Source organism: Streptococcus mitis, from assembly GCF_003942765.1.
In the GTDB taxonomy this organism is placed as follows: domain Bacteria; phylum Bacillota; class Bacilli; order Lactobacillales; family Streptococcaceae; genus Streptococcus; species Streptococcus mitis_BE.
This window is the reverse complement of sequence record NZ_RJNW01000002.1, coordinates 16,972-43,222: the sequence shown is the minus strand read 5'-3', so window position 1 is coordinate 43,222 and position 26,251 is coordinate 16,972. Positions and strand designations below refer to the sequence as shown.

At 35.2% G+C, this 26,251-nt stretch carries 23 protein-coding genes and 3 tRNA genes; 5 read left to right on the top strand and 21 right to left on the bottom strand.

Annotated elements, in window-relative coordinates; translation table 11 throughout:
- Positions 1-257 precede the first annotated feature (257 nt).
- The 11 genes from D8849_RS04010 to yfmF form a co-directional block, all read right to left on the bottom strand.
- Positions 258-1,469 carry an aminoacyltransferase gene (locus D8849_RS04010; RefSeq protein WP_125386414.1) on the bottom strand — a complete coding sequence of 404 codons (1,212 nt, stop codon included), beginning with the start codon at positions 1,467-1,469 and terminating at the stop codon, positions 258-260.
- 206 nt (positions 1,470-1,675) lie between these two features.
- Positions 1,676-2,914 (bottom strand): peptidoglycan hydrolase PcsB, encoded by a 1,239-nt coding sequence (gene pcsB, locus D8849_RS04005; RefSeq protein WP_004269801.1) that lies wholly within the window; start codon positions 2,912-2,914, stop codon positions 1,676-1,678.
- A gap of 93 nt (positions 2,915-3,007) precedes the next feature.
- Entirely contained in the window at positions 3,008-3,502 is a 495-nt protein-coding gene (mreD, locus tag D8849_RS04000) for a rod shape-determining protein MreD (RefSeq protein WP_125386276.1), read from the bottom strand.
- Positions 3,502-4,320 carry a rod shape-determining protein MreC gene (gene mreC, locus D8849_RS03995; RefSeq protein ID WP_125386275.1) on the bottom strand — a complete coding sequence of 273 codons (819 nt, stop codon included), beginning with the start codon at positions 4,318-4,320 and terminating at the stop codon, positions 3,502-3,504. The genes mreD and mreC overlap by 1 nt, the downstream gene beginning before the upstream one ends.
- A 57-nt stretch (positions 4,321-4,377) precedes the next feature.
- Positions 4,378-5,172 carry an energy-coupling factor transporter transmembrane component T family protein gene (locus tag D8849_RS03990; RefSeq protein WP_061589679.1) on the bottom strand — a complete coding sequence of 265 codons (795 nt, stop codon included), beginning with the start codon at positions 5,170-5,172 and terminating at the stop codon, positions 4,378-4,380.
- A complete protein-coding gene (locus D8849_RS03985) occupies positions 5,165-6,004 on the bottom strand; it encodes an energy-coupling factor transporter ATPase (RefSeq protein ID WP_125386274.1) in 840 nt (279 codons plus the stop codon). Before D8849_RS03985 ends, D8849_RS03990 begins: the two co-directional genes overlap by 8 nt.
- The gene (locus D8849_RS03980; protein WP_125386273.1) at positions 5,989-6,816 is read right to left on the bottom strand and encodes an energy-coupling factor ABC transporter ATP-binding protein; all 828 of its coding nucleotides are present in this window, start codon (positions 6,814-6,816) and stop codon (positions 5,989-5,991) included. The genes D8849_RS03985 and D8849_RS03980 overlap by 16 nt, the downstream gene beginning before the upstream one ends.
- Positions 6,813-7,358 (bottom strand): CDP-diacylglycerol--glycerol-3-phosphate 3-phosphatidyltransferase, encoded by a 546-nt coding sequence (gene pgsA, locus D8849_RS03975; protein ID WP_125386272.1) that lies wholly within the window; start codon positions 7,356-7,358, stop codon positions 6,813-6,815. Before pgsA ends, D8849_RS03980 begins: the two co-directional genes overlap by 4 nt.
- Positions 7,359-7,368: 10 nt before the next feature.
- On the bottom strand, positions 7,369-8,196 hold the full coding sequence (rodZ, locus tag D8849_RS03970) for a cytoskeleton protein RodZ (protein WP_125386271.1): 828 nt from the start codon (positions 8,194-8,196) through the stop codon (positions 7,369-7,371).
- A 41-nt stretch (positions 8,197-8,237) separates the two neighbouring features.
- A complete protein-coding gene (yfmH, locus tag D8849_RS03965) occupies positions 8,238-9,521 on the bottom strand; it encodes an EF-P 5-aminopentanol modification-associated protein YfmH (protein WP_125386270.1) in 1,284 nt (427 codons plus the stop codon).
- Positions 9,518-10,768: an EF-P 5-aminopentanol modification-associated protein YfmF gene (gene yfmF / locus D8849_RS03960; protein WP_125386269.1), complete on the bottom strand. Its 1,251-nt coding sequence runs from the start codon at positions 10,766-10,768 to the stop codon at positions 9,518-9,520. The genes yfmH and yfmF overlap by 4 nt, the downstream gene beginning before the upstream one ends.
- Before the next feature lie 158 nt (positions 10,769-10,926).
- Here yfmF and yaaA point away from each other — a divergent pair, with 158 nt between their 5' ends.
- Together yaaA and recF are read left to right on the top strand one after the other, a co-directional pair.
- Positions 10,927-11,295 carry a S4 domain-containing protein YaaA gene (gene yaaA, locus D8849_RS03955; protein WP_042751857.1) on the top strand — a complete coding sequence of 123 codons (369 nt, stop codon included), beginning with the start codon at positions 10,927-10,929 and terminating at the stop codon, positions 11,293-11,295.
- Positions 11,296-11,297: 2 nt separating this feature from the next.
- Positions 11,298-12,395 (top strand): DNA replication/repair protein RecF, encoded by a 1,098-nt coding sequence (gene recF / locus D8849_RS03950; protein ID WP_125386268.1) that lies wholly within the window; start codon positions 11,298-11,300, stop codon positions 12,393-12,395.
- A gap of 50 nt (positions 12,396-12,445) precedes the next feature.
- On the opposite strand, the gene guaB is transcribed toward recF, so the two are convergent.
- Both guaB and trpS read right to left on the bottom strand, forming a co-directional pair.
- Positions 12,446-13,924: an IMP dehydrogenase gene (gene guaB, locus D8849_RS03945; RefSeq protein ID WP_000073401.1), complete on the bottom strand. Its 1,479-nt coding sequence runs from the start codon at positions 13,922-13,924 to the stop codon at positions 12,446-12,448.
- 151 nt (positions 13,925-14,075) lie between these two features.
- On the bottom strand, positions 14,076-15,101 hold the full coding sequence (gene trpS / locus D8849_RS03940; protein ID WP_125386267.1) for a tryptophan--tRNA ligase: 1,026 nt from the start codon (positions 15,099-15,101) through the stop codon (positions 14,076-14,078).
- A 205-nt stretch (positions 15,102-15,306) separates the two neighbouring features.
- Between trpS and D8849_RS03935 the strand changes: the two genes are divergently transcribed.
- Entirely contained in the window at positions 15,307-16,929 is a 1,623-nt protein-coding gene (locus D8849_RS03935) for an ATP-binding cassette domain-containing protein (RefSeq protein ID WP_000958774.1), read from the top strand.
- A 58-nt stretch (positions 16,930-16,987) separates the two neighbouring features.
- Positions 16,988-19,531, top strand: coding sequence for a YfhO family protein (locus tag D8849_RS03930; protein ID WP_125386266.1), 2,544 nt, complete (start codon positions 16,988-16,990; stop codon positions 19,529-19,531).
- 25 nt (positions 19,532-19,556) lie between these two features.
- Here D8849_RS03930 and D8849_RS03925 read toward each other — a convergent pair whose 3' ends face one another.
- A complete protein-coding gene (locus D8849_RS03925) occupies positions 19,557-22,199 on the bottom strand; it encodes a YhgE/Pip domain-containing protein (RefSeq protein ID WP_125386265.1) in 2,643 nt (880 codons plus the stop codon).
- A 127-nt stretch (positions 22,200-22,326) separates the two neighbouring features.
- Between D8849_RS03925 and D8849_RS03920 the strand changes: the two genes are divergently transcribed.
- Positions 22,327-22,869 carry a TetR/AcrR family transcriptional regulator gene (locus D8849_RS03920; RefSeq protein WP_125386264.1) on the top strand — a complete coding sequence of 181 codons (543 nt, stop codon included), beginning with the start codon at positions 22,327-22,329 and terminating at the stop codon, positions 22,867-22,869.
- 40 nt (positions 22,870-22,909) lie between these two features.
- On the opposite strand, the gene D8849_RS03915 is transcribed toward D8849_RS03920, so the two are convergent.
- From D8849_RS03915 to rlmH, 7 genes are all read right to left on the bottom strand, one after another.
- A tRNA-Asn gene (locus D8849_RS03915) sits at positions 22,910-22,983 on the bottom strand.
- 5 nt (positions 22,984-22,988) lie between these two features.
- A tRNA-Glu gene (locus D8849_RS03910) sits at positions 22,989-23,060 on the bottom strand.
- Positions 23,061-23,111: 51 nt separating this feature from the next.
- Positions 23,112-23,864 carry a competence system response regulator transcription factor ComE gene (gene comE, locus D8849_RS03905; protein WP_000866073.1) on the bottom strand — a complete coding sequence of 251 codons (753 nt, stop codon included), beginning with the start codon at positions 23,862-23,864 and terminating at the stop codon, positions 23,112-23,114.
- Positions 23,861-25,186, bottom strand: a complete 1,326-nt coding sequence (comD, locus tag D8849_RS03900; protein WP_125386263.1) for a competence system sensor histidine kinase ComD — start codon at positions 25,184-25,186, stop codon at positions 23,861-23,863. The genes comE and comD overlap by 4 nt, the downstream gene beginning before the upstream one ends.
- Before the next feature lie 12 nt (positions 25,187-25,198).
- Entirely contained in the window at positions 25,199-25,321 is a 123-nt protein-coding gene (gene comC, locus D8849_RS03895; RefSeq protein ID WP_020902306.1) for a competence-stimulating peptide ComC, read from the bottom strand.
- Between the two features lie 164 nt (positions 25,322-25,485).
- Positions 25,486-25,559: transfer RNA gene (locus tag D8849_RS03890), tRNA-Arg, on the bottom strand.
- A gap of 43 nt (positions 25,560-25,602) precedes the next feature.
- Positions 25,603-26,082, bottom strand: a complete 480-nt coding sequence (gene rlmH / locus D8849_RS03885) for a 23S rRNA (pseudouridine(1915)-N(3))-methyltransferase RlmH (protein WP_004269820.1) — start codon at positions 26,080-26,082, stop codon at positions 25,603-25,605.
- Positions 26,083-26,251 lie beyond the last annotated feature (169 nt).

Below are 26,251 nucleotides of genomic sequence, written 5' to 3'. Positions count from 1 at the left end.
TTCACACGACAAGTTTCATTCTACCATACTTTTTCAATATTTTCAAGCTATTTTAGTAGATTTTTAAAGTAGATAATTTCTGCCAACTTCTCAAAGTAACTTCCACTTGGAAGGCCAAAGTGGAAATTAGTTTGGGAATTTAGCATTAAATTACTAATAAAAACTCTAAATTTAAAGCATCCCAACATATACTGCTGGGATGCTCTAATAGCTAAATTTTTTAAAATTTAATATAGTGGCAAAATCATTAGTTTATTTTATCTACTTCGAAGTTTCTTACGAATTTTATAAGCTAGATTAAACAAAAAATATAATGAACTAGTTGGATAATTAAACTCACCAGCAAATTCCTCAATAGTAGGATTAAACTTAGATTTAAAGTTAATTAACCCACCCTCTAAATTGTTTTCAATTCCACCCATATTATGAGTCTCAGCCCCTCGTTCAAAAGAATGTTGTGCTGTCTCAAACCATGTAGGAATAGCAGGTTGATAGTGTCTAAATTCTTCATTCATTCCAGCATATAAGTTCTCAGAAGTTTTCCCAAATTCGATAGTTAAAGTACCAGACAATGGGACAATACTATCCCCTCTGTTAATATGGTTCTTAAGAAAAGAAATTTCTTCCTTTAATCGTTTTCTCTCTTGCTGATTCTCTTTTATTTTACCTTCTTTCGTTTTATCTGTAAACTTCTGCGCTGTTTTTAGATTCTTTTCGAATTGTTGCTCAACTTCTTTCAGTCTATTAGGTAGATCTAAATAGCTCAGTGTGATAAAGGAGTGATCAGGATAAGTATCCAGTAACTTCTGATAATAATCTTTGCCTCGTAAACTGATATTCTTGCGAGACTCTGTTTTCTTCATTAAAAATGAAAATTCATCTAATAAATCAAGTCCACCAAATTTTACTTCTAATCCTTTATTTCTTGCAGTTCGGATGGCCTGTCTAGTAGACTTAGAAAGTTGATCCAGTGAGAAATTTTCTTTATGAATATTAGCTTGAAAACGTGGTTGTATATTTTCTGCCATATCCTTTGTTAAGCCTGTCCAATAAACTTTATTTTTTTTCAGTTCTTCGACAATTGCTAAAGCCATAGAATTTTGGACAGTTTCTTGGTCAATAAGACCTCTACTGATAAATAAACTTGGGTCAAATTTAACCATTATTGCATGGCTTTTTTTAGCAAGTTTTTTCAACGTTAAAAGAACAAATTTCAGAAGTTCTTTATCTTCATAGTCAATTACTGGACCTCGTGGAATATAAAACATAGAAAGTCCTAATGGTAGCGGCTGAATTAAGATATTTGCTACTCCAACTAATTGATTATCTTTATAAAAGCCAACTCTCTCGTTCCCCCAAGTATCCTTTATCTTGGACCAATCACTACTCTGTAATAAATTTCCTTGAGGATGATTTTCTAAAAATAAATCCCACTCTTTAGCATCAACATTTATTTTATACCTAAACATAACTTCAACACCGACTCCCTTAGAAACCATTTTTTATTAACATGCTACACTCGTACTAAATCTCTACATTTCATTTTACTTTAATTAAATAATTATAAAAATAGAAAATAAGTTCAAGTAATTATATAATGAAATTAATTTTTCCAGCACTATACAAAGGGTGAGATTAATAAGATCTCACCCTTTGTATAGTAATAATCAGTATATTAGTTTGGATAAATGTATCTTACAGTACCTCTTGATGCTGTCGGATTAAACCATCCACGATAATTTCCGATTGGTTGAGTTCCACTTCCATCATAGTTACACTCAGAAACTTGAATACGAGTTGATGATTCAACTGCTGTAACAACTGCTACGTGACCGTATCCTCCATCATCCCAACATGCAATCGCGCCAACTTGTGGTGTAGAACCTGTACGGAAACCTGCAGCTGCTGCACTTGCAGCCCATTGACCACCATTACCCCAGTAATCACCAGCCCATGGTGCTAAAGTTTTTACTCCCCATGTACATTGACCTACAGGATAGCTTGATGCATTTGTACTGTATGTCGGATGTTGTTTCACTGGTGCAGGAGTATAGCTTGTTGATTCCGCTGAAGCACTACTTGAAGATGATTCAGACGAACTAGATGACGAAGAAGTAGTTGATACTGCTTGAACTTCTGCTGTAAAAGTTGTATTCCCAGAAGCAACGACTTTTTGTTGTTGACTTGCTTGTTTAGCTTTATAAGCTGCTTCTGCTTCTGCAGCTGCTTTAGCTTCTGCTTCTGCTGCAGCTTTTTTCTCAAGTAAACTTGCTTTTTCATCCTCTGCAGTAGCCTTTTCAGCAGCAAGATTCAATTCTGCAGCTTTCAACTCAGCTTGTTTTGTAGTTAATGATTGAGCATCATCAGCTAGTTTTTGCTGATTTGCAATAACTGTATTAATTGCATCATTGTTTGCTACTTGTTTTTCAGAAATAGCTTTTTTATCTGCTTTTTGTTGTTCCAACATTTTGTTGTTTGCAGATACGATTTCACTCATTGCAGCAACACGTGAAATAGCTTCTGTAATTGATTTTGAGTTTACAATTGTATTAATGTAATTTGTTGCAGCTCCATTTGTTTGAGCACTACGAGCTTGTTTTTGTAATGAATCATTGCGAGATACAATATTCTTAGAAAGTTCTGTAATTTCACCCTCAAGCTTTTTAGATTCTTCTTGTAGTCTATCATTTTCAGATTGCAAGTTTGATTGCTCTGTTTGAATAGCAGATACTTGCTCCTGAACTTGATCAACTTGTTTTTGGGCTTCTTGTTGTTGTGCTGTTAAGTTGCTAATTTTATTATCTTGAGCAGCAATTTTGTCATCAGTAGTTTCTGCATGCGCAGTTGTTAAAACAGCTGCTTGAGAAACCATTACTGTACTTAGTAAAAGTGACGCTAAGATTTTTTTCTTCATATTTCGTAGATACTCCTTCTTTTAAAGACATTACTAGTATACCAAAAAAAGGCCTAATGAATATTACGCCTTTGTTACATTTTTATTTCTTTCTTATAGGTAAATCTTTTCAAAAATAAACTGAAAAATAATCATCCATATAAGGTTCAAAATCATTGATGGTACTAAACTATAGACTATAAACAAAGACATACTATCCACAGTTAAACCTACCACTAATGCAAGTATATATGCCCCCATCTCAAATAGAAAAGTCATGACAATAATTGCCAACATTCTCGTCCAACGATTCAACAAAATAATGCTATTAAATTTATGGAGAAATGCCCCCAATAAGACGAATAGCAGAGTTGCAATCCCTATCAAGTGGAAAAAGTAAATGTCATAAACCAAACCCACTACAAAACAATAGGCTAAATAGAGATACTCTGATACTTCAATCGTCTCAAATAAGAGAAATAAAAATAGAAAATGACTAGCTAACTGCACATGGGTAAAGAATGAACCCAGAAGCTGGCTAATATGGGCATCAATTAGAACAAAGAAAGGAAGCAATAAAAATACTCCAACTCGCTTCAACTGTCTCATTATGAATTCCCCACTAATTCTATCACACTCACATTATGAGTATCTGCACTCAATTTAACAGTTACTTCTCTTGTCAAATAATCTGCACTATGCGTTGTAGCAACCACTTCACCAACAGGAATATCAGCAACATTAAAGTTTCCTAATCCACCAGTGGTCACCTTATCGCCTGCACTAATATCGCTACTACTATTTAATTGGCTAATTTTAAGAACTTCATTTTCTTTATCATAGCCAACAATAATTCCATAAATTGTAGTAGAACCATGTTGAATTTTAACAGAAATCTTATCAGCATTTTCCGTATTTGTCAGAAGGTTGACCATAGTAGAGTTCTCCTCCACTTTTGAGACACTCCCAATCAAGCCACCATTTGCAATGGCTAACATGTTCTCAGAAGCCCCTTTTGATTTACCTGCTTCCAGGGTCAATTCCTGCTTCCAAGATACCGGAGAACGCATAATAACATCTGCTGCTAAAATCTTTGTGGCTTGCAACTTGGACTTCATATCAAGCAATTGACGCAGTTGTTCATTTTCCGTCTTTAAACTTCCCGCCTCATTTGATTTAACTTCTAATTGGTAAATCTGTTTCTTCAAACTTTCATTTTCGTTATATGTTCGTGTCAAATGAGCCAAATCTGATTTGACAGAATCAAACCACTGAAAAGGTTTTTGCACAACCCTATCAACCAATGAGATTCCATCTCCTAATTTTGTCACAATTGTACTTGAATAAGTCGTCGCTAAAAGAGCTGACACAAGCAGAACAGTGACAAAAACAATAATGACATATTTTGATTTTTTAAAACGGTTCATATCCCTACCTTTATATCAGAAACTGTTACAGTAATTTTTTATCAATTCCTGAAAGAACTAAGATTTTAAGAAAAATAAGCAACAACCAAGTCCGAGAATAACAAGAATAGTAAGTGTATCCTTTCGAGTCCATTTCAGTTGTCGGTATTGACTTCTGCCTTTTCCCCCCTGATAACCGCGCGCTTCCATGGCAATAGCCAAGGAATCCGCACGTTTTAAACTTGTAGCAAAAAGAGGAATCAAAATGGGAATCATAGCCTTCACCTTTTGAACGATGCTCCCTTCTCCAAAATCAACTCCACGCGCTTTCTGTGCATTCATAATCCGCGTCGTATCATCCATCAAGGTCGGAACAAAACGCAAACTCATAGATAGCATTAAGCCAATTTCATGAACTGGAACTTTCACACGCTTTAAAGGTGCTAATAAAGCTTCAACAGCTGATGCCAAACTTAAAGGCATGGTCGTTAAAGTTAACAAAGTTGAAAAGAAAATAATCAATACAAAGCGACAAAAAATAATTCCAGCTTGTTGCAAAGCATAATCTGTGATTCTCACAAATGAAAACTCAAATAAAACATTCCCATTAGAAATGAAAAACAGTTGAAAAATAGTTGTGAAGGCAATCAAGAAAAACATAGATTTCAAGCCCTGAATAAAAAATGAAAGAGATACTCCTGACAAGGCAATAAAAATCCCTGTCGCTATAAAAAGAATTAGATTCGTCAAGGGATTATTAGCCCAAAAAACGATTAAAATCAGTAGCATCATAGCAAGCAATTTGCTACGTGGATCCAATCGGTGAACAATCGAATCCCCTGGGATATAACGCCCCAAAATCATACTATCCATTTAGCGACTCCTTGAACTCCTCTATCTTAATCGGTAATCGTTTAAATGACACGCCTCTATCAGCCAATCGTTTACAAAAGGCCGTAATTTTAGGTACTCCCAACTGCACTTCTTCCATAAAGACAACATCTTGAAAGATATCACTTGGTTTACCACCCTTAACTAAACGTCCCTTTTCCATCACATAGACTTGACTTGCATATTCAGCAACATCATCCATCAAATGCGTTACCAAGACAATGGTCATCCCTGACTGGTGGAGTTTTTTGAATAAATTCATCAGATCTTTTCTTCCCAGGGGATCTAGGCCTGCTGTGGGCTCATCTAAGACTAATATGGCTGGTTCCATGGCAAGTATGCCTGCAATGGCCACACGTCTCATTTGTCCACCTGATAGCTCAAACGGGCTACGATTAAAAAGTGATTCATCAATTCCAACCAGAGCCAGTTTCTCACGAGCAATCTGCTCCGCATCTTCTTCAGAAACTCCAAAATTTTGCGGTCCAAAAGCGACGTCTTTCAAAACCGTTTCTTCAAAAATCTGATTTTCAGCAAACTGAAATACCAAACCAACCTGTTTTCTAATTTGCCGAATATCTTTATTTTTAGAAGTCGAAGTGATTAAGATATCAAAAACTCGCACACTCCCTTGACTTGGCACCAATAAACCATTTAAGAGTTGCAAAATAGTTGATTTACCACTACCTGTGTGGCCAATTAAAGCCGTATAAGAACCATCTTCAATCGTCAAAGAAACATCTGACAAAGCTGTTGAAGCTAAGGGAGTCCCTTCTTGATACGTAAAACTCACATTTTCTAGAGCAATTCCCATAGTTTATCCTCTAGCTCACTTTCTGTCAAATAATTTTCAGGCAAATCATAGCCATTCTGGCTCAAAGAATGTTTTAATTGATTAGCAAAAGGATCGTCTAATCCAATTTGATCCAAATCATTTCGTGAGAAAAGTTCTCTTGGGCTACTAGTTGATTCAATTGACCCTTTTTTCATGACCAACACACGATCACTCATGGCGACTTCTTCCAAATCATGTGTAATGGAAATGACCGTCATATCATAGTCTTTCCGAATTCCTTTTACTGTCTCAATCAGTTCTCTACGTCCCTCAGGATCCAACATACTCGTTGCTTCATCTAAGATTAAAATAGCTGGTCTTAGGGCTACAACACCTGCAATAGCCACACGTTGCTTTTGGCCACCTGATAGACGTGCTGGCTCTCTCTTTTTAAAGTCCAACATGCCAACCAAATCCAGAGCTTCTTCCACTCTCTTTCTCATTTCTTGACGAGAAAGTCCCTGATTTTCCAAACCAAAGGCAACATCATCTTCAACAGTCGCTCCAACAAATTGATTATCTGGATTTTGAAAAACCATACCGATTTGACGACGTATGCTCCAAACATTCTCCTCAGTCAACTGTTGGCCATTGATTACAATCTCTCCGGATTCTGCTTCCAGTAAGCCATCAATTAAGCGAACCGTCGTTGATTTACCACTACCATTATGCCCTACAATCGAAAGCCATTCTCCACGTTTCACGTGAAACGTAATATCCTTCACATCATAGTATTCCTGACTTTCCTTATAGCGAAAAGAAAGATTTTTTACATCAATTACTGATTTCATTTCGAACCAAATGTCCCTTTAAATACATAGGCACTACCCTTGAAATAATCATAACCAGAGTAGATAGTGAAAAACAAGGCTACATAAAGTAGAACTTGACCAAGCAAAATCCAATGTAATAGCAAGAAAACAATGGCAAACATCTGACTAAAAGTTTTAATTTTTCCAGGCATTGCTGCTGCTAAAACTGTCCCACCAGTTTCAACTAATAAAAGTCTTAAACCTGTTACAGCCAACTCACGACAGATGATCACTGCAACAATCCAAGCTGGAGCCATACCTAACTCAATCAGCATAATAAAAGCAGACATAACTAGTAACTTATCCGCCATAGGATCTGCAAATTTGCCAAAATTACTGACCACATTCCATTTACGAGCTAAATATCCATCTAAATAGTCGGTAATACTGGCAATAGCAAATATAATAGCTGCTACTATATGACTTTCTAGCGAATTTCCTATCGTTAAAATAAAGATAAAAATAGGTATAAAGAGAATTCGACCTATTGTTAAGAGATTGGGAATTTGTTCTTTTTTCATTCGTTTTTCCTTAATTTCTAGTAAAGGTTACAGTGATTTGTCCAGTTTGAGCTGTTAATTTCGATAAATCAACAGTCTGATTATCTACTGTTAAAGCAACACCTTTGACAACACCTAAAGTAATGGTCACAGGATTTTTTGTTGAAACTGTTGTTTCTGCACTTTTATTATCCGGTGATAAGGTCACACCACCCTCAAGCTCACTTTCTGAAACACTAACCCAACTTCTAGCATCTGAAACCGATAATTGCAATTTTGCGGTTTCCTTACTTGTTTTATAAGCGATTTCTACATAATTTCCTTCACCTGATACACTTATAACTGGTTCAATATTCGAAGAGCTACTTGATGAACCACTACTTGAAGATGGAGTTACAGAACTAGTCGAACTTGTTGCTTGGACTACACTATAACTAGACGTAGATGAATTCTCCGGTTGAGTCTGGAGATAATTCCAAACATAATAAGTCACAAAAATGACAATCGATAGGGCAAAGAGTATAAAATAAAATAAAGGTAAAAATGATGTCTTATTTTTCTTACTGGAACGTCTCCTGCCTGTCAACTCGTCTTCATCAACATCTACTTCCTCATACGTAATCATGCTCCCAGAATCATAAGCATCCAAGACAATTCTCTCATCAAGCTCAACTGCCCACGCATACTTTCGTAAAAAAGAACGAGTATAAAATGGACTAGGAAGTTGATCAAAATCATCAGCTTCCATCGCCTCCAACATATCCAACTGAATTTCTGTTTTTTTGTGTAATTCTTCTAGAGTCAACCCTTGGTTGGTTCTAGCTAAACGTAAAACCTCACCAATTGTTTTTTTCCTCATACTTGTCATTCCTTCTTTCTAGTGTCTATTATGATAGGTTGCTACGATGGGAATATTGTAAAATCAACTATATCACCATCATCTATTAAATGATGTCCAGCATCAAGGACATCCTCTAAATTAATTTCCTGTAAAATCTTTGGTAAATCAAAGATTGTCTCACCCTGTCCAAAAGCATCATATTGCGTTGCAATAAATTCAAGAGAGTTCATGCTACTGAAAAATTCTCCAAACATTTCTCTTTTTATAATATCTAAATGATCCTCTGTAATATCTGAATCCTTTGTAAAATTACGAATAGCCTTCCTAAACTGATGAGATAAAGCAACTGGCTCTTTTGTATCCATTGTCAACATAACAAAATGAAAGCGACTTGTTACTTCAACTTCCAGAGATAAGGACGCATCAATTTTACCTGATTCATATAATTTTTGAAAACGATCCGAAGTCCAACCAAACATCATTGCAAACAATAATTTTAATAAAATATGATGTCGATAGCAATCCGCCTCATCAACTTCTCGATTACCTCTAATCCCAATCGCTAGTTTAGGAGAAGACACTTCCATTCTCATACTGTCTGTTTGCTTTACAGCTTGTAAAACAAACTTTTCTCTTGCTACTTCCTGAACATCTAAATCTTCCAGTTCTTTTTTTTCAAAGTAGTCCTGTACTTGATCTACATCAAAATTACCAACTAAAAACAGAGACATGTTTACAGGTTTGTAAAATCTTGTAAAATTTTCTTGCAAATTAGTTAGATTAATTTGGGAAATTGACTCCTCACTTCCAACTATATCAGTTGCTAAAGGTGTGCCAGGATACAAATTCGCTAAAGTTGAAAAGAATAAACACGAATCTGGATCATCTTGATACATTTCCCTTTCTTGCTGGATAATATCCTGCTCTCTTAAAATGGAATCTTCAGTAAAATGTGCTGATATTACCAATTCATCAAGTAACTCTAAATTTTCTAAAAAATGATCCCTTGCTGAAAAAAGATAGCTTGTTTTTGTAAAGCTTGTAAAGGCATTACTATCTGCACCTAGACTCGTAAAAGCTGACATCAAATCGCTAGAATCTTCTCTTTCAAATAATTTATGTTCAAGAAAATGAGCAATTCCTGCAGGATGTTGTTTTACACCTTCGTCAACTTCTACGACAAGCGTATCTACCGAACCAAACTGTACAGTTACACTCCCGTAAACCTCTTTAAATCCCTTTTTAGGCAAAAGAGCAACTGTCAATCCATTTGACAAACGAGTTCGATAAACTATTTCTTTTACAGCTGGATAGTATTTTTCTTCAAAAACAACCTTTGTCATTCTATTCCTTCCATAAAGTAAATCGCTTGTAGTTTCACATTATTAGCTGCTCTACAAATAGCATCTTTGTCAACTTGCTCGAGTTTTGTAATCCAACTTTTAAAGTCTGCTGAAGATTTTCCAAGTAAGGCATTTTGATAAGCACGTTCAATCAATGAAGATTGATTATCTTGAGAAAGTAACAAAGACCGACGAATCATTTCCTTGGTCTGCTCTAATTCAAGTTCTGTAAAATATCCTTTTTTTAAATCAATCAGTTGATTATTCATCATTTTACGAGCCTGGTTCCGATTTTCTCGATTGATACCAGCATACATCCTCAAGAATCCACTAAACAAATCAAGCTGACTTGAAATAGTATAAGCCAATCCAGCATTTTCACGGACATTTGTAAATAGTTTAGAGTGAGCAAATCCACCAAGTAAACCATTCATTACAATCATGGGTAAATGTTGCTCATCACCATATTCAGAAGGGCAATGATAACCTAATTCCAAAATGGATTGTCCCACATTTTTCCGAACCATACCTTCCTGAAGGATATTGGAATAAAGTTGACAATACTGAACCTTCACATCTCCTTCTCGACCTTTAAAACCAAATGATTCTAATACATTTTGAATTTCAATCTCATTAAAATCACCTAAGAAAAAGAAATCTATTCGATCATTGGCCAAAAATTCTTGGAACCAAGAATAAGAACTCTGTGGAGTTTCAGCTAAAATACGATTTCGTAAATCACTGTATTCCAATTGGAGACGTTCATCATGAAAAAATAATTTATCTAATTCTTTATGTGCAAAAGAAAAAGAATCATCCATATCAGCTGCTAAACTTGCTAGCAATTGCTTTTTCTCAATTTCAAATAAGGCTGGATCAAATCCATTATCAACTACTACGGGTGAGAAAAGAGTCTCTTTTACTAGTTCCAAAACCTGAGAAGTTAGCACATTTTTCTTACTTAAAAACTCATCACGAACATAGTTAAATGTCAAGTCTACAATATGACTTTGCCCTCTTCTAAAACAATTGGTTGACATATCTGTACCGTATAGACTGGCCAAGTGTCTTCTCAAAGCTTGAGAAGTGGGGTACATCTGGTTGGACGTTTCTAGCATACTCGCACTCAACATGCGACCTGCAATCGTATCGAGGGATAATGGAGCGGTAAAACGCACGGTAATTTTGTTCGTTTTAAACTTTTTTGATTGGATAAAATGTGTTGAAATTCCATGCACTAACTCCATGACTTACCTCCTTATATACAGACTTCTATTATATCACGAAAACCTGAAATTTTCTTGTTCTCTGTAACACTTTTGAAATAAAAATCGCTTACATTTCTCCCTGTTTCTCTCACTATTTTTAGGAAAATATGGTATAATACCAAAGATTGAGGTGAATTATGGAATACAAATTATTTGAAGAATTTATTACCCTCCAAGCACTACTCAAAGAACTTGGAATTACACATAGCGGAGGAGCTATCAAATCATTTCTCTCTGAACATTCTGTTTACTTTAATGGAGAATTAGAGAGTCGTCGTGGTAAAAAACTTCGTATTGGCGATAAAGTTGACATCCCTGACATAAATATTGACATCTTGTTGACACAACCTACTTCTGAGGAGCAAGAGGAGTATCAGGCTGATAAAGTTGAAAAAGAACGAATCGCTAAACTTGTCAAGGAGATGAATAAAGGAGTAAAAAAAGACAACTCTAAACCTACTTCATCGACCAAAAGCAAACAAGCTCCACGATTCCCTGGTAGATAATCATGTGGCTACAACACCTATCTCTCAAGACTTTTCGTAACTATAAAGAGACGAAAATAGACTTTAACCCTAAATTAAATGTCTTTTTAGGACGCAATGCGCAAGGTAAAACAAATATGTTAGAGGCTATCTATTTTTTAGCCTTAACACGTAGTCATCGGACTCGAACAGATAAAAATCTCATTCATTTTGACGAGGAACAACTTCATCTTTCAGGTCTTGTTCAAAAACAAACGGGATCCATTCCTCTCGAAATCGAACTAACACAAAAAGGGCGTGTGACAAAAGTTAATCACTTAAAACAGGCACGACTTTCAGATTACGTAGGACACATGAATGTTGTCTTATTTGCTCCGGAAGATTTACAACTAATTAAAGGAGCACCTTCAGTTCGACGAAAATTCATTGATATGGAGCTTGGACAAATTAAGCCCATCTATCTATCAGATTTAACCAATTATAACCATATCCTTAAGCAAAGAAATACCTATCTAAAATCAGCTCAAAAAATAGATGAAACCTTCCTTTCAGTACTAGATGATCAGCTAGTCGATTATGGATGTCGTGTGATGAATCACCGCTTAGATTTCATAAAAAAACTAGAATATTTTGGCCGTAAGAAACATTTTGAGCTTTCTAATCAGATTGAAGAGTTGTCAATATCCTATCAATCTTCTGTCAAGACAACTGACAAAGAAGACTTATCCGAATCTTTCAAAATTGCTTTAGAAAAAAGTATGTCCAGAGATTTATTTAAAAAGAACACTGGTGTTGGTCCTCATCGGGATGACATTTCTTTTTATATAAATGGGATGGATGCTAGTTTTGGAAGTCAAGGTCAACATCGTAGTCTCGTCCTCTCTATAAAATTAGCAGAAATCGAGTTAATGGAAAGTATTACTACAGAATCTCCGATATTATTGCTTGACGATGTTATGAGTGAACTTGACAACACTAGACAACTAAAATTATTAGAAACGATTTCTCATTCAATCCAAACCTTTATTACAACAACAAGCTTAGATCATCTTCAAAATTTACCAGAAAATCTAAGTATTTTCACTATTCAGGATGGTAAAGTTATTGTAAATGAAACTTGACAATATTGTAAAAGAACTCCTGTTTCCACGGGAGTTCTTTTCATTGTTTTTTACATAGAATAATTTGGTGCCTCATTAGTAATTTGTACATCATGAGGGTGGCTTTCTTTCAAACCAGCACCAGACATTTCAATAAATTGAGCATTATCGTGTAGTTCTTTAAGGTTAGCTGCACCACAGTAACCCATACCAGAGCGAATACCTCCAATCATTTGGAAGACAATATCAGCTGCAGCACCTTTATAAGCAACACGACCTTCAATTCCTTCTGGAACAAGTTTGTTTGCTTCATTGACAGAACCTTGGAAGTAACGATCGCTTGATCCTTTCTTCATAGCAGCAATTGATCCCATACCACGGTAAGTCTTAAACTTACGTCCTTGGAAGATTTCAGTTTCGCCTGGAGCTTCATCAGTTCCAGCAAACATTGATCCAAGCATAACTGCATTTCCACCTGCAGCAAGGGCTTTTACAATATCTCCAGAATACTTGATTCCACCGTCAGCAATGATAGTTTTACCATATTCACGCGCAACAGCTGCAGCATCGTAGATAGCTGTTACTTGCGGAACACCAACACCTGCAATAACACGAGTAGTACAGATTGAACCTGGTCCAATCCCAACCTTGACAACATCTACACCTGCTTCGTAAAGTGCGCGCGCTCCCTCAGCAGTAGCAATATTTCCAGCAATCAAAGTACGATCTGGGAAATGAGCACGAATCTCAGCAATTTTACGCAAGACACCTGCAGAATGACCATGTGCAGTATCAATAACAATCGCATCCGCTCCTGCTTCAAAAAGAGCCTCTGCACGTTCAAATGTATCTGAAGTAACACCTACTGCACCTGCAACTAGAAGACGACCAAACTCATCTTTAGCAGCATTTGGAAACTCAATAACTTTTTCAATATCTTTGATAGTAATCAAACCAGAAAGACGACCTTCTTCATCTACCAACGGAAGTTTTTCAATACGGTGTTCTTGAAGAATGCTCTCAGCTGTTGCAAGATCTGTACCCACAGGAGCAGTAATAAGATTTTCACTGGTCATATGATTTGAGATTGGTTGGTTATAGTCTGAAATAAAACGAAGATCTCGGTTTGTCAAAATACCAACCAATTTACGATTTTCAAGTGTTTCAACAACTGGAACACCACTGATGCGGTAACGACCCATAAGCTCATCTGCTTCAGCAATTGTATGTTCAGGCGTCAAGAAGAAGGGATCAATAATAACTCCATTTTCAGAACGTTTTACCTTACGAACCTCGTCTGCTTGTTGAGCAATTGACATGTTTTTATGGATAACTCCGAGACCACCTGCACGAGCAATAGCAATGGCCATTTGACTCTCTGTAACTGTGTCCATGGCAGCGGTAATAATTGGGATATTTAAAGTCAAATTATCTGCCAATTTAGTTGTTAAATCAGCATCGTTAGGCAACACATGACTTTCAGCTGGAATAAGCAATACATCATCAAAGGTAAAACCTTTTTTCAAAAATTTAGTGTCCCAATTAGACATTCGAAGTTTCCTCTTTTCTTTCTTTTTGAGCTTGACTCTTTTTATATTGTATCTATCATACCATTCTATAAAAATTTGTCAAATGTTACAGGGGTAAATAAAAAACTATCTTTTCTTTGAGATAGAAATGATAGTTTCTTATAAAATAAACCTAGTTAAAATAATGAAGTCCCATTGCTCCTTTTACCTCAGATAGGGTTTGACCTGCAACTTCACGCGCTCTTTCACTACCTTTTTGAAGCATATTATAAACTTCTCCCATATCCTTAGCAAATTCAATACGGCGCTCACGAATAGGACCCAGTTCACGTTCTAATATTTCAAGTAGATAACGCTTGGTCTTCACATCACCAAGACCACCTCGTTGATAATGTTCTTTCATGTCAGCAATTTCTTGAGCATCTTCTGGACGACCAAAAACATCTAGATAATGGAAAACCATATTTCCTTCAATTTTACCTGGATCCTCAACGTGGATATGATCTGGATCTGTATACATACTCATTACTTTTTTACGCAAAGTATCCGCATCATCAGCTAAATAAATACCATTATTGAGTGATTTAGACATTTTAGCATTTCCATCTAAACCAGGCAAACGCCCTGCTCTCTCATTTTCTGGATAAATACCTTCCGGTTCTACCAAGACATCACAGTTATATGCATTGTTAAAAGAACGAACAATTTCACGAGTCTGCTCAATCATTGGTTTCTGATCTGTCCCAACAGGAACATAGTTGGCCTTAAAGGCTGTGATGTCAGCTGCTTGTGCAATTGGATAAACCAAAAATCCTGTCGGAATGCTTTCTCCAAATTCCTTCTGAGCAATTTCTGTCTTGACAGTTGGATTGCGCTCCAAACGTGCTAATGACACTAAATTCATATAATACATAGACAACTCAGCTAATTCTGGAATTTGGCTTTGAATAAAGATAGTTGATTTACTTGGATCCAATCCAACTGCAAGGTAATCCAAAGCTACATTTCCGATAGACTCTACAATGGTTTGAGGGTCTTTAGCATGATCTGTCAAAGCTTGTTGGTCAGCCAAGAACACAAACATATCATACTTATCCTCTTCCTGTAATAATACTCGATTTTTGAGACTTCCAACATAATGTCCAATATGCAATTTTCCTGTTGGACGGTCTCCTGTTAAAATAATGGGTTTAGTCATTTTGTTCTCCTTCGATATAGTCCCTTCAATTATAGCATTTTTTTAATGAAATAACCGTAATTTATCAAAATAAATCAGTCTTGCTATTTACGGATTCGTGTAAAGTATACTGTAAATATAATTTACACAAAATTGACAGATAAAAATTTGAATATTTCCGTATTTTCTAGTAGAATAAATATATTACACATATAGGAGAAAAACATTGCTTACAGTATCTGATGTTTCACTACGTTTTAGTGATCGCAAACTTTTTGATGATGTCAATATCAAATTTACAGAAGGAAATACTTACGGATTAATCGGTGCTAATGGTGCCGGAAAATCAACCTTTTTAAAAATTTTAGCTGGAGATATAGAACCTACTACTGGTCACATCTCTCTTGGTCCAGATGAACGTCTCTCTGTTCTTCGTCAAAATCACTTTGACTATGAAGATGAACGTGCCATTGATGTTGTTATCATGGGAAATGAAAAACTTTATAGCATCATGAAAGAGAAAGATGCCATCTACATGAAGGAAGATTTCTCAGATGAGGATGGAGTGCGTGCTGCCGAACTTGAAGGAGAGTTTGCCGAGCTTGGAGGATGGGAAGCAGAAAGTGAAGCCTCTCAACTCCTTCAAAACCTAAATATCCCAGAAGAATTGCACTATCAAAATATGAGCGAATTGGCCAACGGTGAAAAAGTAAAGGTTCTCCTCGCCAAAGCACTTTTTGGTAAACCAGATGTTCTTCTTTTGGACGAGCCTACCAACGGTTTGGACATTCAATCGATTACTTGGTTAGAAGACTTCTTGATTGATTTTGATAACACCGTTATCGTAGTATCCCACGACCGTCACTTCTTAAATAAAGTATGTACTCACATGGCCGACCTTGACTTTGGAAAAATCAAACTCTATGTCGGAAACTATGACTTCTGGAAGGAATCTTCTGAACTCGCTGCTAAATTGCTAGCAGACCGTAATGCTAAAGCAGAAGAAAAAATTAAGCAATTGCAAGAATTCGTTGCTCGTTTCTCTGCTAATGCTTCTAAATCAAGACAAGCAACATCACGTAAGAAAATGCTTGATAAGATTGAGCTAGAAGAGATTGTACCATCTAGTCGTAAATATCCATTTATTAACTTTAAAGCGGAACGTGAGATTGGTAATGATCTCTTGACAGTAGAAAATCTAACTGTAAAGATTGATGGTGAGACTATTTTAGATAATATCAGCTTTATCTTACGCCCAGGTGATAAGACAGCGCTTATTGGGCAAAATGACATCCAAACGACTGCATTAATTCGTGCAATCATGGGAGACATTGACTATGAAGGAACTGTCAAGTGGGGAGTAACTACTAGCCGTTCTTACTTGCCAAAAGATAACTCGGCCGATTTTGCAGGGGGAGAGTCAATCCTTGACTGGTTGCGTCAATTCGCAAGTAAAGAAGAAGATGACAATACTTTTCTACGTGGCTTCCTCGGCCGTATGCTCTTCTCTGGAGATGAGGTTAACAAACCTGTAAATGTCTTGTCAGGGGGAGAAAAAGTTCGTGTCATGCTTTCAAAACTTATGCTCTTAAAATCAAATGTCCTTGTACTTGATGATCCAACCAATCACTTGGACTTGGAATCTATCTCAAGCTTGAATGATGGATTGAAAAACTTTAAAGAATCAATCATCTTTGCCAGCCATGACCACGAGTTTATTCAAACTCTAGCTAACCATATCATTGTCTTGTCTAAAAATGGCGTCATTGACCGTATCGATGAAACCTATGATGAATTCCTAGAAAATGCAGAAGTACAAGCAAAAGTTAAAGAACTTTGGAAAGACTAAAATCTTCAAAACTCAGTTGGGTTAACCAGCTGAGTTTTCTAACATTTTATGAGGTAACATGAAATTATTTTTTAAAACATATTGGACCTGTTTTGTTTCTTTCATCATTCCCGTAATCATTATGATAGGAGTATATCTATCTCAAGGTATCTACTGGAATAGCGATACATCTCCACTATTAGGAGATGGGTTTCATCAATACGTTATTTTTGATGTAGCTTTACGAAATATCCTACACGAAAATGGTAGTTTGTTCTACACCTTTACAAGTGGCCTCGGATTGAATTTCTATGCCCTATCTAGTTATTACTTGGGAAGTTTCCTTTCACCACTAGTTTACTTTTTTGATCTAACTAATATGCCAGATGCTGTCTATCTGACAACTCTCTTAAAATTTGGATTGATTGGACTGTCAACTTACTTTAGTTTAAATAAATTATTTAAATCGATTCCTAAGCCTTTAAAACTAGCTTTATCTACTTCCTATGCTCTGATGAGTTTCACTGTCAGTCAATTAGAGATAAAAACCTGGCTAGATGTTTTTATCTTGATTCCTTTAATTATAACTGGTTTACAGCTACTTATCACTGAAAAGAAATTCCTATTGTACTTTACAAGTCTGTCAATCTTATTTATCCAAAACTATTATTTTGGCTATATGACAGTATTGTTTCTTATTTTCTGGTATCTCTGTCAAATTTCGTGGAACTTTAAGACTCGAAAATCATCTGTTCTTGATTTCATAGTTATCTCCTTTTTAGCTGGTATGGCTAGTTTGATTCTGACTCTTCCTACTCTATTTGATTTACAGACACATGGAGAAAAATTAACTGAAGTTACAAAGTTTCAAACTGAAAGTAGCTGGTATCTTGATCTCTTTGCTAAGCAATTCATTGGTTCCTTTGATACAACAAAGTATGGGGCTATCCCAATGATTTTTATTGGACTGCTTCCCTTTATTTTGACCATTTTATTTTTTACACTTAAATCCATTAAGTTTCACGTGAAACTGATCTATGCAATTTTCTTTGCATTTCTAATTGTAAGCTTTTATATAGAAGCTCTTGATTTATTTTGGCAAGGTATGCATACTCCAAATATGTTTTTACATCGCTATGCTTGGATTTTCTCTACCCTGTTAATTTATACAGCAGCAGAGGTCTTAAATCGTCTGAAAGAAATTAAAATCTGGAATTTTTTAGTTTCGCTTTTTTTTGTGGTAGCAGGATTTTTAGCTACCATCTATCTAAAATCGCATTATTCTTTTTTAACAGATTTGAATATTCTGCTTACTCTTGAATTTTTGGTTGTCTATTCTCTTTTACTCCTTGCAGTTATCAAAAAATTTATCTCTGTAAATCTATTTGCCATTCTAATCTCTTTATTTATAATGGTTGAAATGAGTTTAAATGCTTCATCTCAAATAGACGGAATTGCTAAAGAATGGGGTTTTGCTTCTCGAAGTGCTTATAATCGAGATATACCAGCTATGAAATCTTTCTCAACATATATTGGGAACCAATTTTCTCGTACTGAGAAACTAGAGACTCAGACAGGAAATGACAGTATGAAATTCAACTACAATGGAATCTCTCAATTTTCATCTGTTCGAAATCGTTCAGCAAGCTCTACTTTGGATAAACTTGGGTTTAAATCCTCTGGGACTAATCTCAATCTCCGCTATGCAAATAATAGTATTTTGGCTGATAGTTTATTTGGTATCCAGTACAATATCTCAGACAGTCCTATTGATAAGTATGGTTTTAAAGATATCTATCAAAAAGATAATCTTACCCTATATGAAAATCAATACTTTCTTCTGATTGCATTTGCTAGTCAATCTGTTTACAATGATGTCAAGTTCAATGAACATACCTTGGATAATCAGGCCTCATTTTTAAATCAACTTGCTAACGTCAATTTTGATTATTTTTCTCCAATCCCTTATGACAAAACAGAAAATACTGATGATTTGATTAGTGTTACAAGTTCTTCAAATGAGGATGCAGCAATCCAGTATCAAATTGAAGTACCAGAAAACAGCCAAGTTTATCTTTCTTTCACAAATCTTCACTTTTCTAATGATAAACAAAAGAAGGTTGACATCCTTGTAAATGGTGAAAAAAAGACTTTTACAACTGATAATATCTTCTCCTTCTTTAATCTAGGCTATACAAAAGAGAAAAAAACTTTCAATATCAATGTTAGTTTCCCTGGAAATTCACAAGTATCATTTGAATCTCCTAACTTCTATCGTTTAGATACCCAAACTTTAACTGAGGCAATTCAAAAAATTAAAGAACAGCCTGTAACAGTATCAACTTCTAAAAACAAGGTTTTTGCTACATATGATGTCAAACAAGATACATCTATTTTCTTCACCATTCCTTATGACAAAGGTTGGTCTGCCTACCAAGATGATAAGAAAATAGAAATTAAACAAGCTCAAACTGGATTTATGAAAGTTGATGTTCCCAAGGGAAAAGGAACTATTACACTTTCCTTTATTCCCAATGGTTTTATTACTGGATTAATCTGTTCCTTTACTTCACTTTTACTATTTGGAATTTATAATCACAAACGAAAGTCATCTAAGACATAAAAAATCGACCAGTTGGTCGATTTTTTTAATATTCTTCCATTTTCTTAGGTTGATAAGCTAGCATACCTAAACCAGTAAATAGGGCTAATATCACGGCAAGGAAAACGACTTGATGATGAATATTTCCTGTCATAGAGATTGTTTGTCGTAATCCCGAAACTGAATAACTCATTGGTAACCAGGGATTAATAGCTCTAAAGAAATCATTTGTCAAGGCCAGTGGATAAGTACCGGCACTTGATGCCAACTGTAATAAAAGCAAGATAAGAGAGAAGAAAGCTCCTATACGGCTATTCCATGTTGTTAAAGTGGTCACCATAGACATGAATACTAAACTTGTTAGGATAATGAGAATAAATGTTCTCATCTCATGATTTGCAGTTAAGCCAATAAGATGAACTCCTCCATATACCAAAATTCCTGCTAAAACAGCTATAATACCATTTATTTCAGCTCTAGATTTCAACCAAGCCCAACGGCTCTCTGGATGACGTCCTGAAGGCAGCTTCGCAAAGATCATATTTGTTGATATTGCTGCAACAAAAAGAGCAACTGATATCATATAAGGAGACATTGCAACTCCATTTACAGGAACTTGATCATTGTCTGTTTTAGAAAGACTGAGAGGATTTGATAAAATCTCTGCATTTTTAGATTCCGTAGATGCTGATTTGAGTTGATCACTAGCATTACTCAATCCTTGTCCTAAAGAAGCAACTCCTGTCTGTAAACCTTCCAAGCCAGAAGTTAACTTTGTTCCACCTTCTGCTAGTTTCCCAGCTCCATCTGCCAATTTATTAGCTCCACTTTCTAATTGAGAAGCACCTGAAATTAACTGACTGGATTTGTCAGCTAGTTGGCTAGAGCCTGACTGTAATTTATCAACTCCTGCTATCAATTCTTGACTCTTTTGATTCAATTCATTAGAGCCATTTGATAATTTTTCAATACCAGACACTAATTCTGGAGTTTTTTCAACTAATTGACCAACTCCTGCTGTCAAGTTAGAAGATTTTTGTGTCAAGGTAGTTGAGCCTGAAACTAATTGGTCCAAACTACCTGTCAAGGTGGAATTCTTTTCACTTAGTTGACTTGCGCCTTGAGAAACTTTATCAACACCTGCAGTATATGCATTTACCCCCGATGTAATCGACTGACTAGCAGGAGCTAATTTGCTAGAAACAGCTCCCTGTATTTCTGTTAATCCACTTGACAATCCCGTCAAAGAAGTAGAAGCAATAGGTAATACTTGATTAGCTTGATTTTTTAATGTCGAAAGATTTGAAGATTGATTTTGTAAGTTTTCCAAACTTCCCTGTAAACCTTGTACTAAAGCTACAATTGACTGAGCCGATTGAATACTATCAGTCGAATTTTGAGATACAGAAGCGCTTATCTCAGCTTGTTGCTCACTTGTCAATGATTGATAAGCTGCTGTCGATTGAATATTAGCTAATGTAGTCACTTTATCAGACTGAGCACTTGCTAACATTTGATTAGAAAGAGATACTATACTTGATAAAACAGAATCTAATTGTTTTGTATCTCCAACATCAATATTTTGAATGGCTTGATTTAACTGATTTAGACCAGAGGATAATTGATTAATTTGATCTTTTTGCTCAGACGAAGCATCTAACTTGCTAGAAAGTTGTTGAATCCCTTCATTTAATTGCTCCACACCCATTCGAAGTGTAGCTGATTGATTAGATAACTGATTAGCACCTGTTGCAAGATTTCCCACTCCGTTTGTATAGGCACTAACACCAGATGAAAATTGATTAAGACCAGCATTGAGCTGAGAAACACCGCCAGTATAAGATTCTACACCAGTATATAATTGATTAATTCCCCTCACTAATTCAGGGCTTTTAAAAGATAATTGACCTAACTCACTATCTAATTGACTCACTGCACCAGTATATGTAACTAAACCACTATTAAAATTCCCTAAGCCAAGATGAAGTTGTTCAACACCAGAGACATAAGAGGATAATCCTTTAGTAAACTGCTCCGTTCCATTTGAAAATGTTAAACTTGAATCTGCTAAAGAGTGTAGGTTAGTAGTTAATGTTTGACTTCCTGCCACTAACTGATTCGCTCCATCAGTTAGTTTTTCACTACCAGACGCTGCTTGACTCATCCCATCCTTTAAATCGACCATTTTGTTAAATAAAGCTTTAGTATAAGTCTCGGTTACATTGGTAGAAACATTCTGCTTTAATTGTGTCATTGCAGAATCACTCATCTTGCTGGCAATAAAACTATGACCACTTGAAGTCTGATAATCGATTTGCATTTGCACTGGGTGATCCGTTAAAATAGAAGCTGCTTTTTCAGATAAATCACTTGGTAAAGTTACTACCATATAGTAATCACCATTTTCTAAACCCTTCTTACCTTCTTCTTCATCTACAAAATGAAAATCCAAGGATTTATTTTGCTCTAAATTAGACACCATGTCTTTTCCTATAGACATGCTATTACCATTATAGGAAGCCTCTTTATCATTATTGACAACTGCCACAGGTAAGTCAGACAATTGACCATATGGATCCCACATTGATGACAAAAATATGATATTGTACAGAGCGGGAATAAGAGAAATCCCTATCATGACAATAATAAAGGTTGGTTTTTTAAAAATTGCTTTCCATTCTTTAAACATAGTTTCTCCTTTTTTAAACATATTGTCTAAAATTTTGATATAATAGATTATACAATAAAAAATCTAAATTACAAGATAAAAAATCCATTTTTAGACATATAGTCTAATTTGTTTACAAGGAGGAAATATGAAAGAAAGTAATAAACGCTTAAAAACAAAACAAACTATTGAAAATGCTATGGTACAATTACTGATGGAACAGCCATTTGATCAAATTTCTACTGTCAAGCTAGCAGAAAAAGCCGGAATTAGTCGTTCCAGCTTCTATACGCACTATAAGGATAAGTATGATATGATTGAGCACTATCAAAGCAAGCTATTTCATACATTTGAATATATTTTTCAAAAACATGCTCATCACAAAAGAGATGCTATTTTAGAAGTATTTGAATATCTAGAGTCAGAACCACTTCTGGCTGCCCTTCTTTCTGAAAATGGGACCAAAGAAATCCAAAATTTCTTAAGAAATAAACTTCATATCATGCTCAGTACAGATTTACAAAAGCGATTTATGCAACTAAATCTCAATACCACTGAATTAGAATATAGTAGCATCTATCTAACTCATGCACTTTTTGGTGTCTGTCAAACTTGGATTGCACATGGAAAAAAAGAAAGTCCTCAAGAAATAACAGATTTCCTTATGAAGATGCTTGGTGATACAAATTGATACAAAAAAGGGAACAACACTATGTTCCCTTTTATCTATACTCCGCCAGTAGGACTCGAACCTACGACATCATGATTAACAGTCATGCGCTACTACCAACTGAGCTATGGCGGATAAAATAGTCCGTACGGGATTCGAACCCGTGTTACCGCCGTGAAAAGGCGGTGTCTTAACCCCTTGACCAACGGACCTTCTATCTGTAGCAGATATAACCATTATATCAATTTCTTACTAATTGTCAATCACTTTTGAGATTTTTTCTCTAGAATATCTTTTAATTTTCTAATTTTTAATCTTGAAATAGGACAACGATGGTCTTCATAGAAAACAATTTCTAAATTCTTTCTATCAATTTCTCTGATATTGCCTATATTTACCAAAAATGACTTGTGAGGAGAATAAAATCTCTGAGTATGTTTGTCCTTTTCCTGAATATCTGTCATGGTACCATAAAACTCTTTTGCAAAATTTTTACCAATAATGCGCAATTTATGAGAAACTCCTGTCGTTTCAATATACAGAATGTCATGGTAAGGAATTTTTAAATCATTTCCCTTGTAATTGTAGTCAAAATAATCTACCACATCTTCATTTTCAAGTAACATACTCTTCGTGTAGAAGATATTTTGCTCAATTCTCTTCTTAAACAACTCATCATTGATATCCTTATCAACAAAATCTAAGGCTGATACCTGGTATTTATAGGTTAGAGTCGCAAACTCTGATCGACTGGTGATAAAGACGATAATAGCATAAGGATTGTGATGACGAATAAACTGGGCAACTTCAAACCCTTTTTTCTCAATTCCATGAATATCAATATCTAGAAAATAAAGCTGGTTTACTTCGTCGTTTTCAATATATTCCTTGAACTCACGAACTTTTCCCGTTGTCTTGTATGATATTGGAATATTCGATTCTTTCGAAATTTCATCCAATATTCTCTCTAGTCTCACTTGATGTTCAATAACATCTTCTAAAATTAAAACTTTCATTCAAATTCCCTCTTAAATCTAATGATTTGTCTAAATGTACTGCCTTCCATCTCTGTTTCTAAAATAATATTGTTGTACTTATCCAGTAGTTCTTTCACATTATTTAATCCGACTCCACGATTTCTTCCCTTAGTAGAGAATCCTAAAGCAAATAGATCTCCTGAAGGAGTCATCGTCATTTTACATGAATTCTGAATCACAATCACTGTTTCAGTTTCCATCTTAATAACTGCTACTTCCATCTGCTTTTTATAACTATCAGCCGATCCTTCGACAGCATTGTTCAATAAAACACTCATAATACGAACTAAATCCAGCAGGTCTATTGGAAGCTTGGTAATCGTATCTTTTACTTCCAGTGTAAACTCTACACCATTATTTCGAGCATATACAATTGACTGAGCAACCAAACTTCGTAAAGCTGAATCTTCTATGTTGTTCAAGTCAAAGTAAGTATACTTATCTGAACGCAGTTTGTGATTTGCTTTGACCAAAACTTCATTGTAAACTCTGTCAATTTCCTGTAAATCACCACTGTCAATTGCCATCTGCATGCTGACAAGCATCCCAGCATAGTCATGTCGAAAACCACGGATTTCATTATACAGTCCGACAATTTCATCTGTATAATTCTGTAAATGTTTTTGTTCAAATTTCTTCTGCTTCAAAGCAATCTCTTTCTCCATTTGATCTTTATGCGAATTCATTGCAAGAAAAGTCAGAATAAGAGAGATGAATATAATAGATGATAAAATGCTTCCAAAACTATTCAAATGTTTAAGCGTACTTACCATATCTGAAACGAAAGATGCAACATGTAGCAGTAGTAAAGCAAAAAATACTTTTTTCAAGAAAGGATATAGATAGTCTTTGTCAAAATAGTTTAGTTCCAAATGGAAATAACGAATGATTGTTACGATAACGACATAAGTCAACACCGTTACAACTAAAAAGAATAGGCCATAATATTGTAAAACAAAATTGTCTCCTGTTAGAGATGAGAAAGTTACAGACAGAAAGGTATGAGTGCTCTCATATAAAAGAGATAGTAGTAAACTTAGGAATAGTCCTCTATCCCTCTTATACTGTTTAATACATTTAAAATAGAAATATAGCATCAAAGGAAATAAAAATGTTCCAATCCCTAACCCCTCTAAGTATAGAAGATAAAAAGGAAGGTCAAGTACTGTTCCTACTAGTAATGTATAACCACCAAAAAAGCATAATTCCTTTGTTTTTATTTGCCTTTTACAAATTAAACGGTAACTTTGACTAATAATAAAAACATATAATATCAAATCTACTAATAAGAAAAAATCCATTATTCTACTCCCTTATCTTCTTTTGAATAGATTAAGTAAACTATTAATTGTTTTTCTAGTTTCCCCACCTCGAATCTCCTGCAAGTCTTTTTCCTTCAAGGCTACAAACTGTTCCAATTTAACTGTGTTTTTCATAATAAAATCTCCTAAAGTGTTTTTTCCTGTAAGCTAACTTACAAAAACTATTATACAAAATGGAATTTCATTGTAGACAAAATTCTCTCAACTGTCATTTTTTTCTCCCCAAGTGTACTTTTTTAAGAAAAAAGCCGGGAAAATTCCCAGCTTTGCTACTATATTGATCCCAGCAGGATTCGAACCTGCGACCGTTCGCTTAGAAGGCGAATGCTCTATCCAGCTGAGCTATGAGACCTAATACAGCTATTCTACCAAAAATCCAATTGAAAGTCAATTTTCTATTTATGATAGGGTGATCCCTGCTGAATCGTAAAAGCCCGATAGATTTGTTCAACAAGGACTAGTCTCATTAACTGATGAGGCAAGGTTAAGCGACCAAAACTAACAGAAAGATTGGCTCTTTTTTTTACATCCTGTGCTAACCCCAGACTCCCTCCAATAATAAAGGTAAGAGTAGAAAATCCTTTTATAGAAGCTTCTTCTAGCTGCTTACTAAATTCTTCTGAGGAGAAAGTTCTCCCTTCGATAGCCAACGCAATAACAAAATCACGGTCACCAACTTTTGATAAAATTCTCTGACCTTCTATTTCTAAAATCTTTTGATTTTCTGACTCACTGGCCCTATCTGGTGTTTTTTCATCTGCTAGCTCAATCATTTCAAGCTTAGCAAATCGAGAAATTCGTTTTGAATACTCTGCGATACCATCTTTTAAATACTTTTCTTTCAGTTTCCCAACTGTTACAACTTTAATTTTCATGACTCTATTCTAACATATTCTCTATTTTTTCACATCTTATTCACAAAATAAAAGGTTAATTTTAGCCGAGAAAACCACAGATTTTTGAAAGTTATCCACAATCTGTGAAAAACTTTTATTTTTAAGTTATAATTAAGCTAGTCAGTTTATACTTTCATTAATTTAAAAC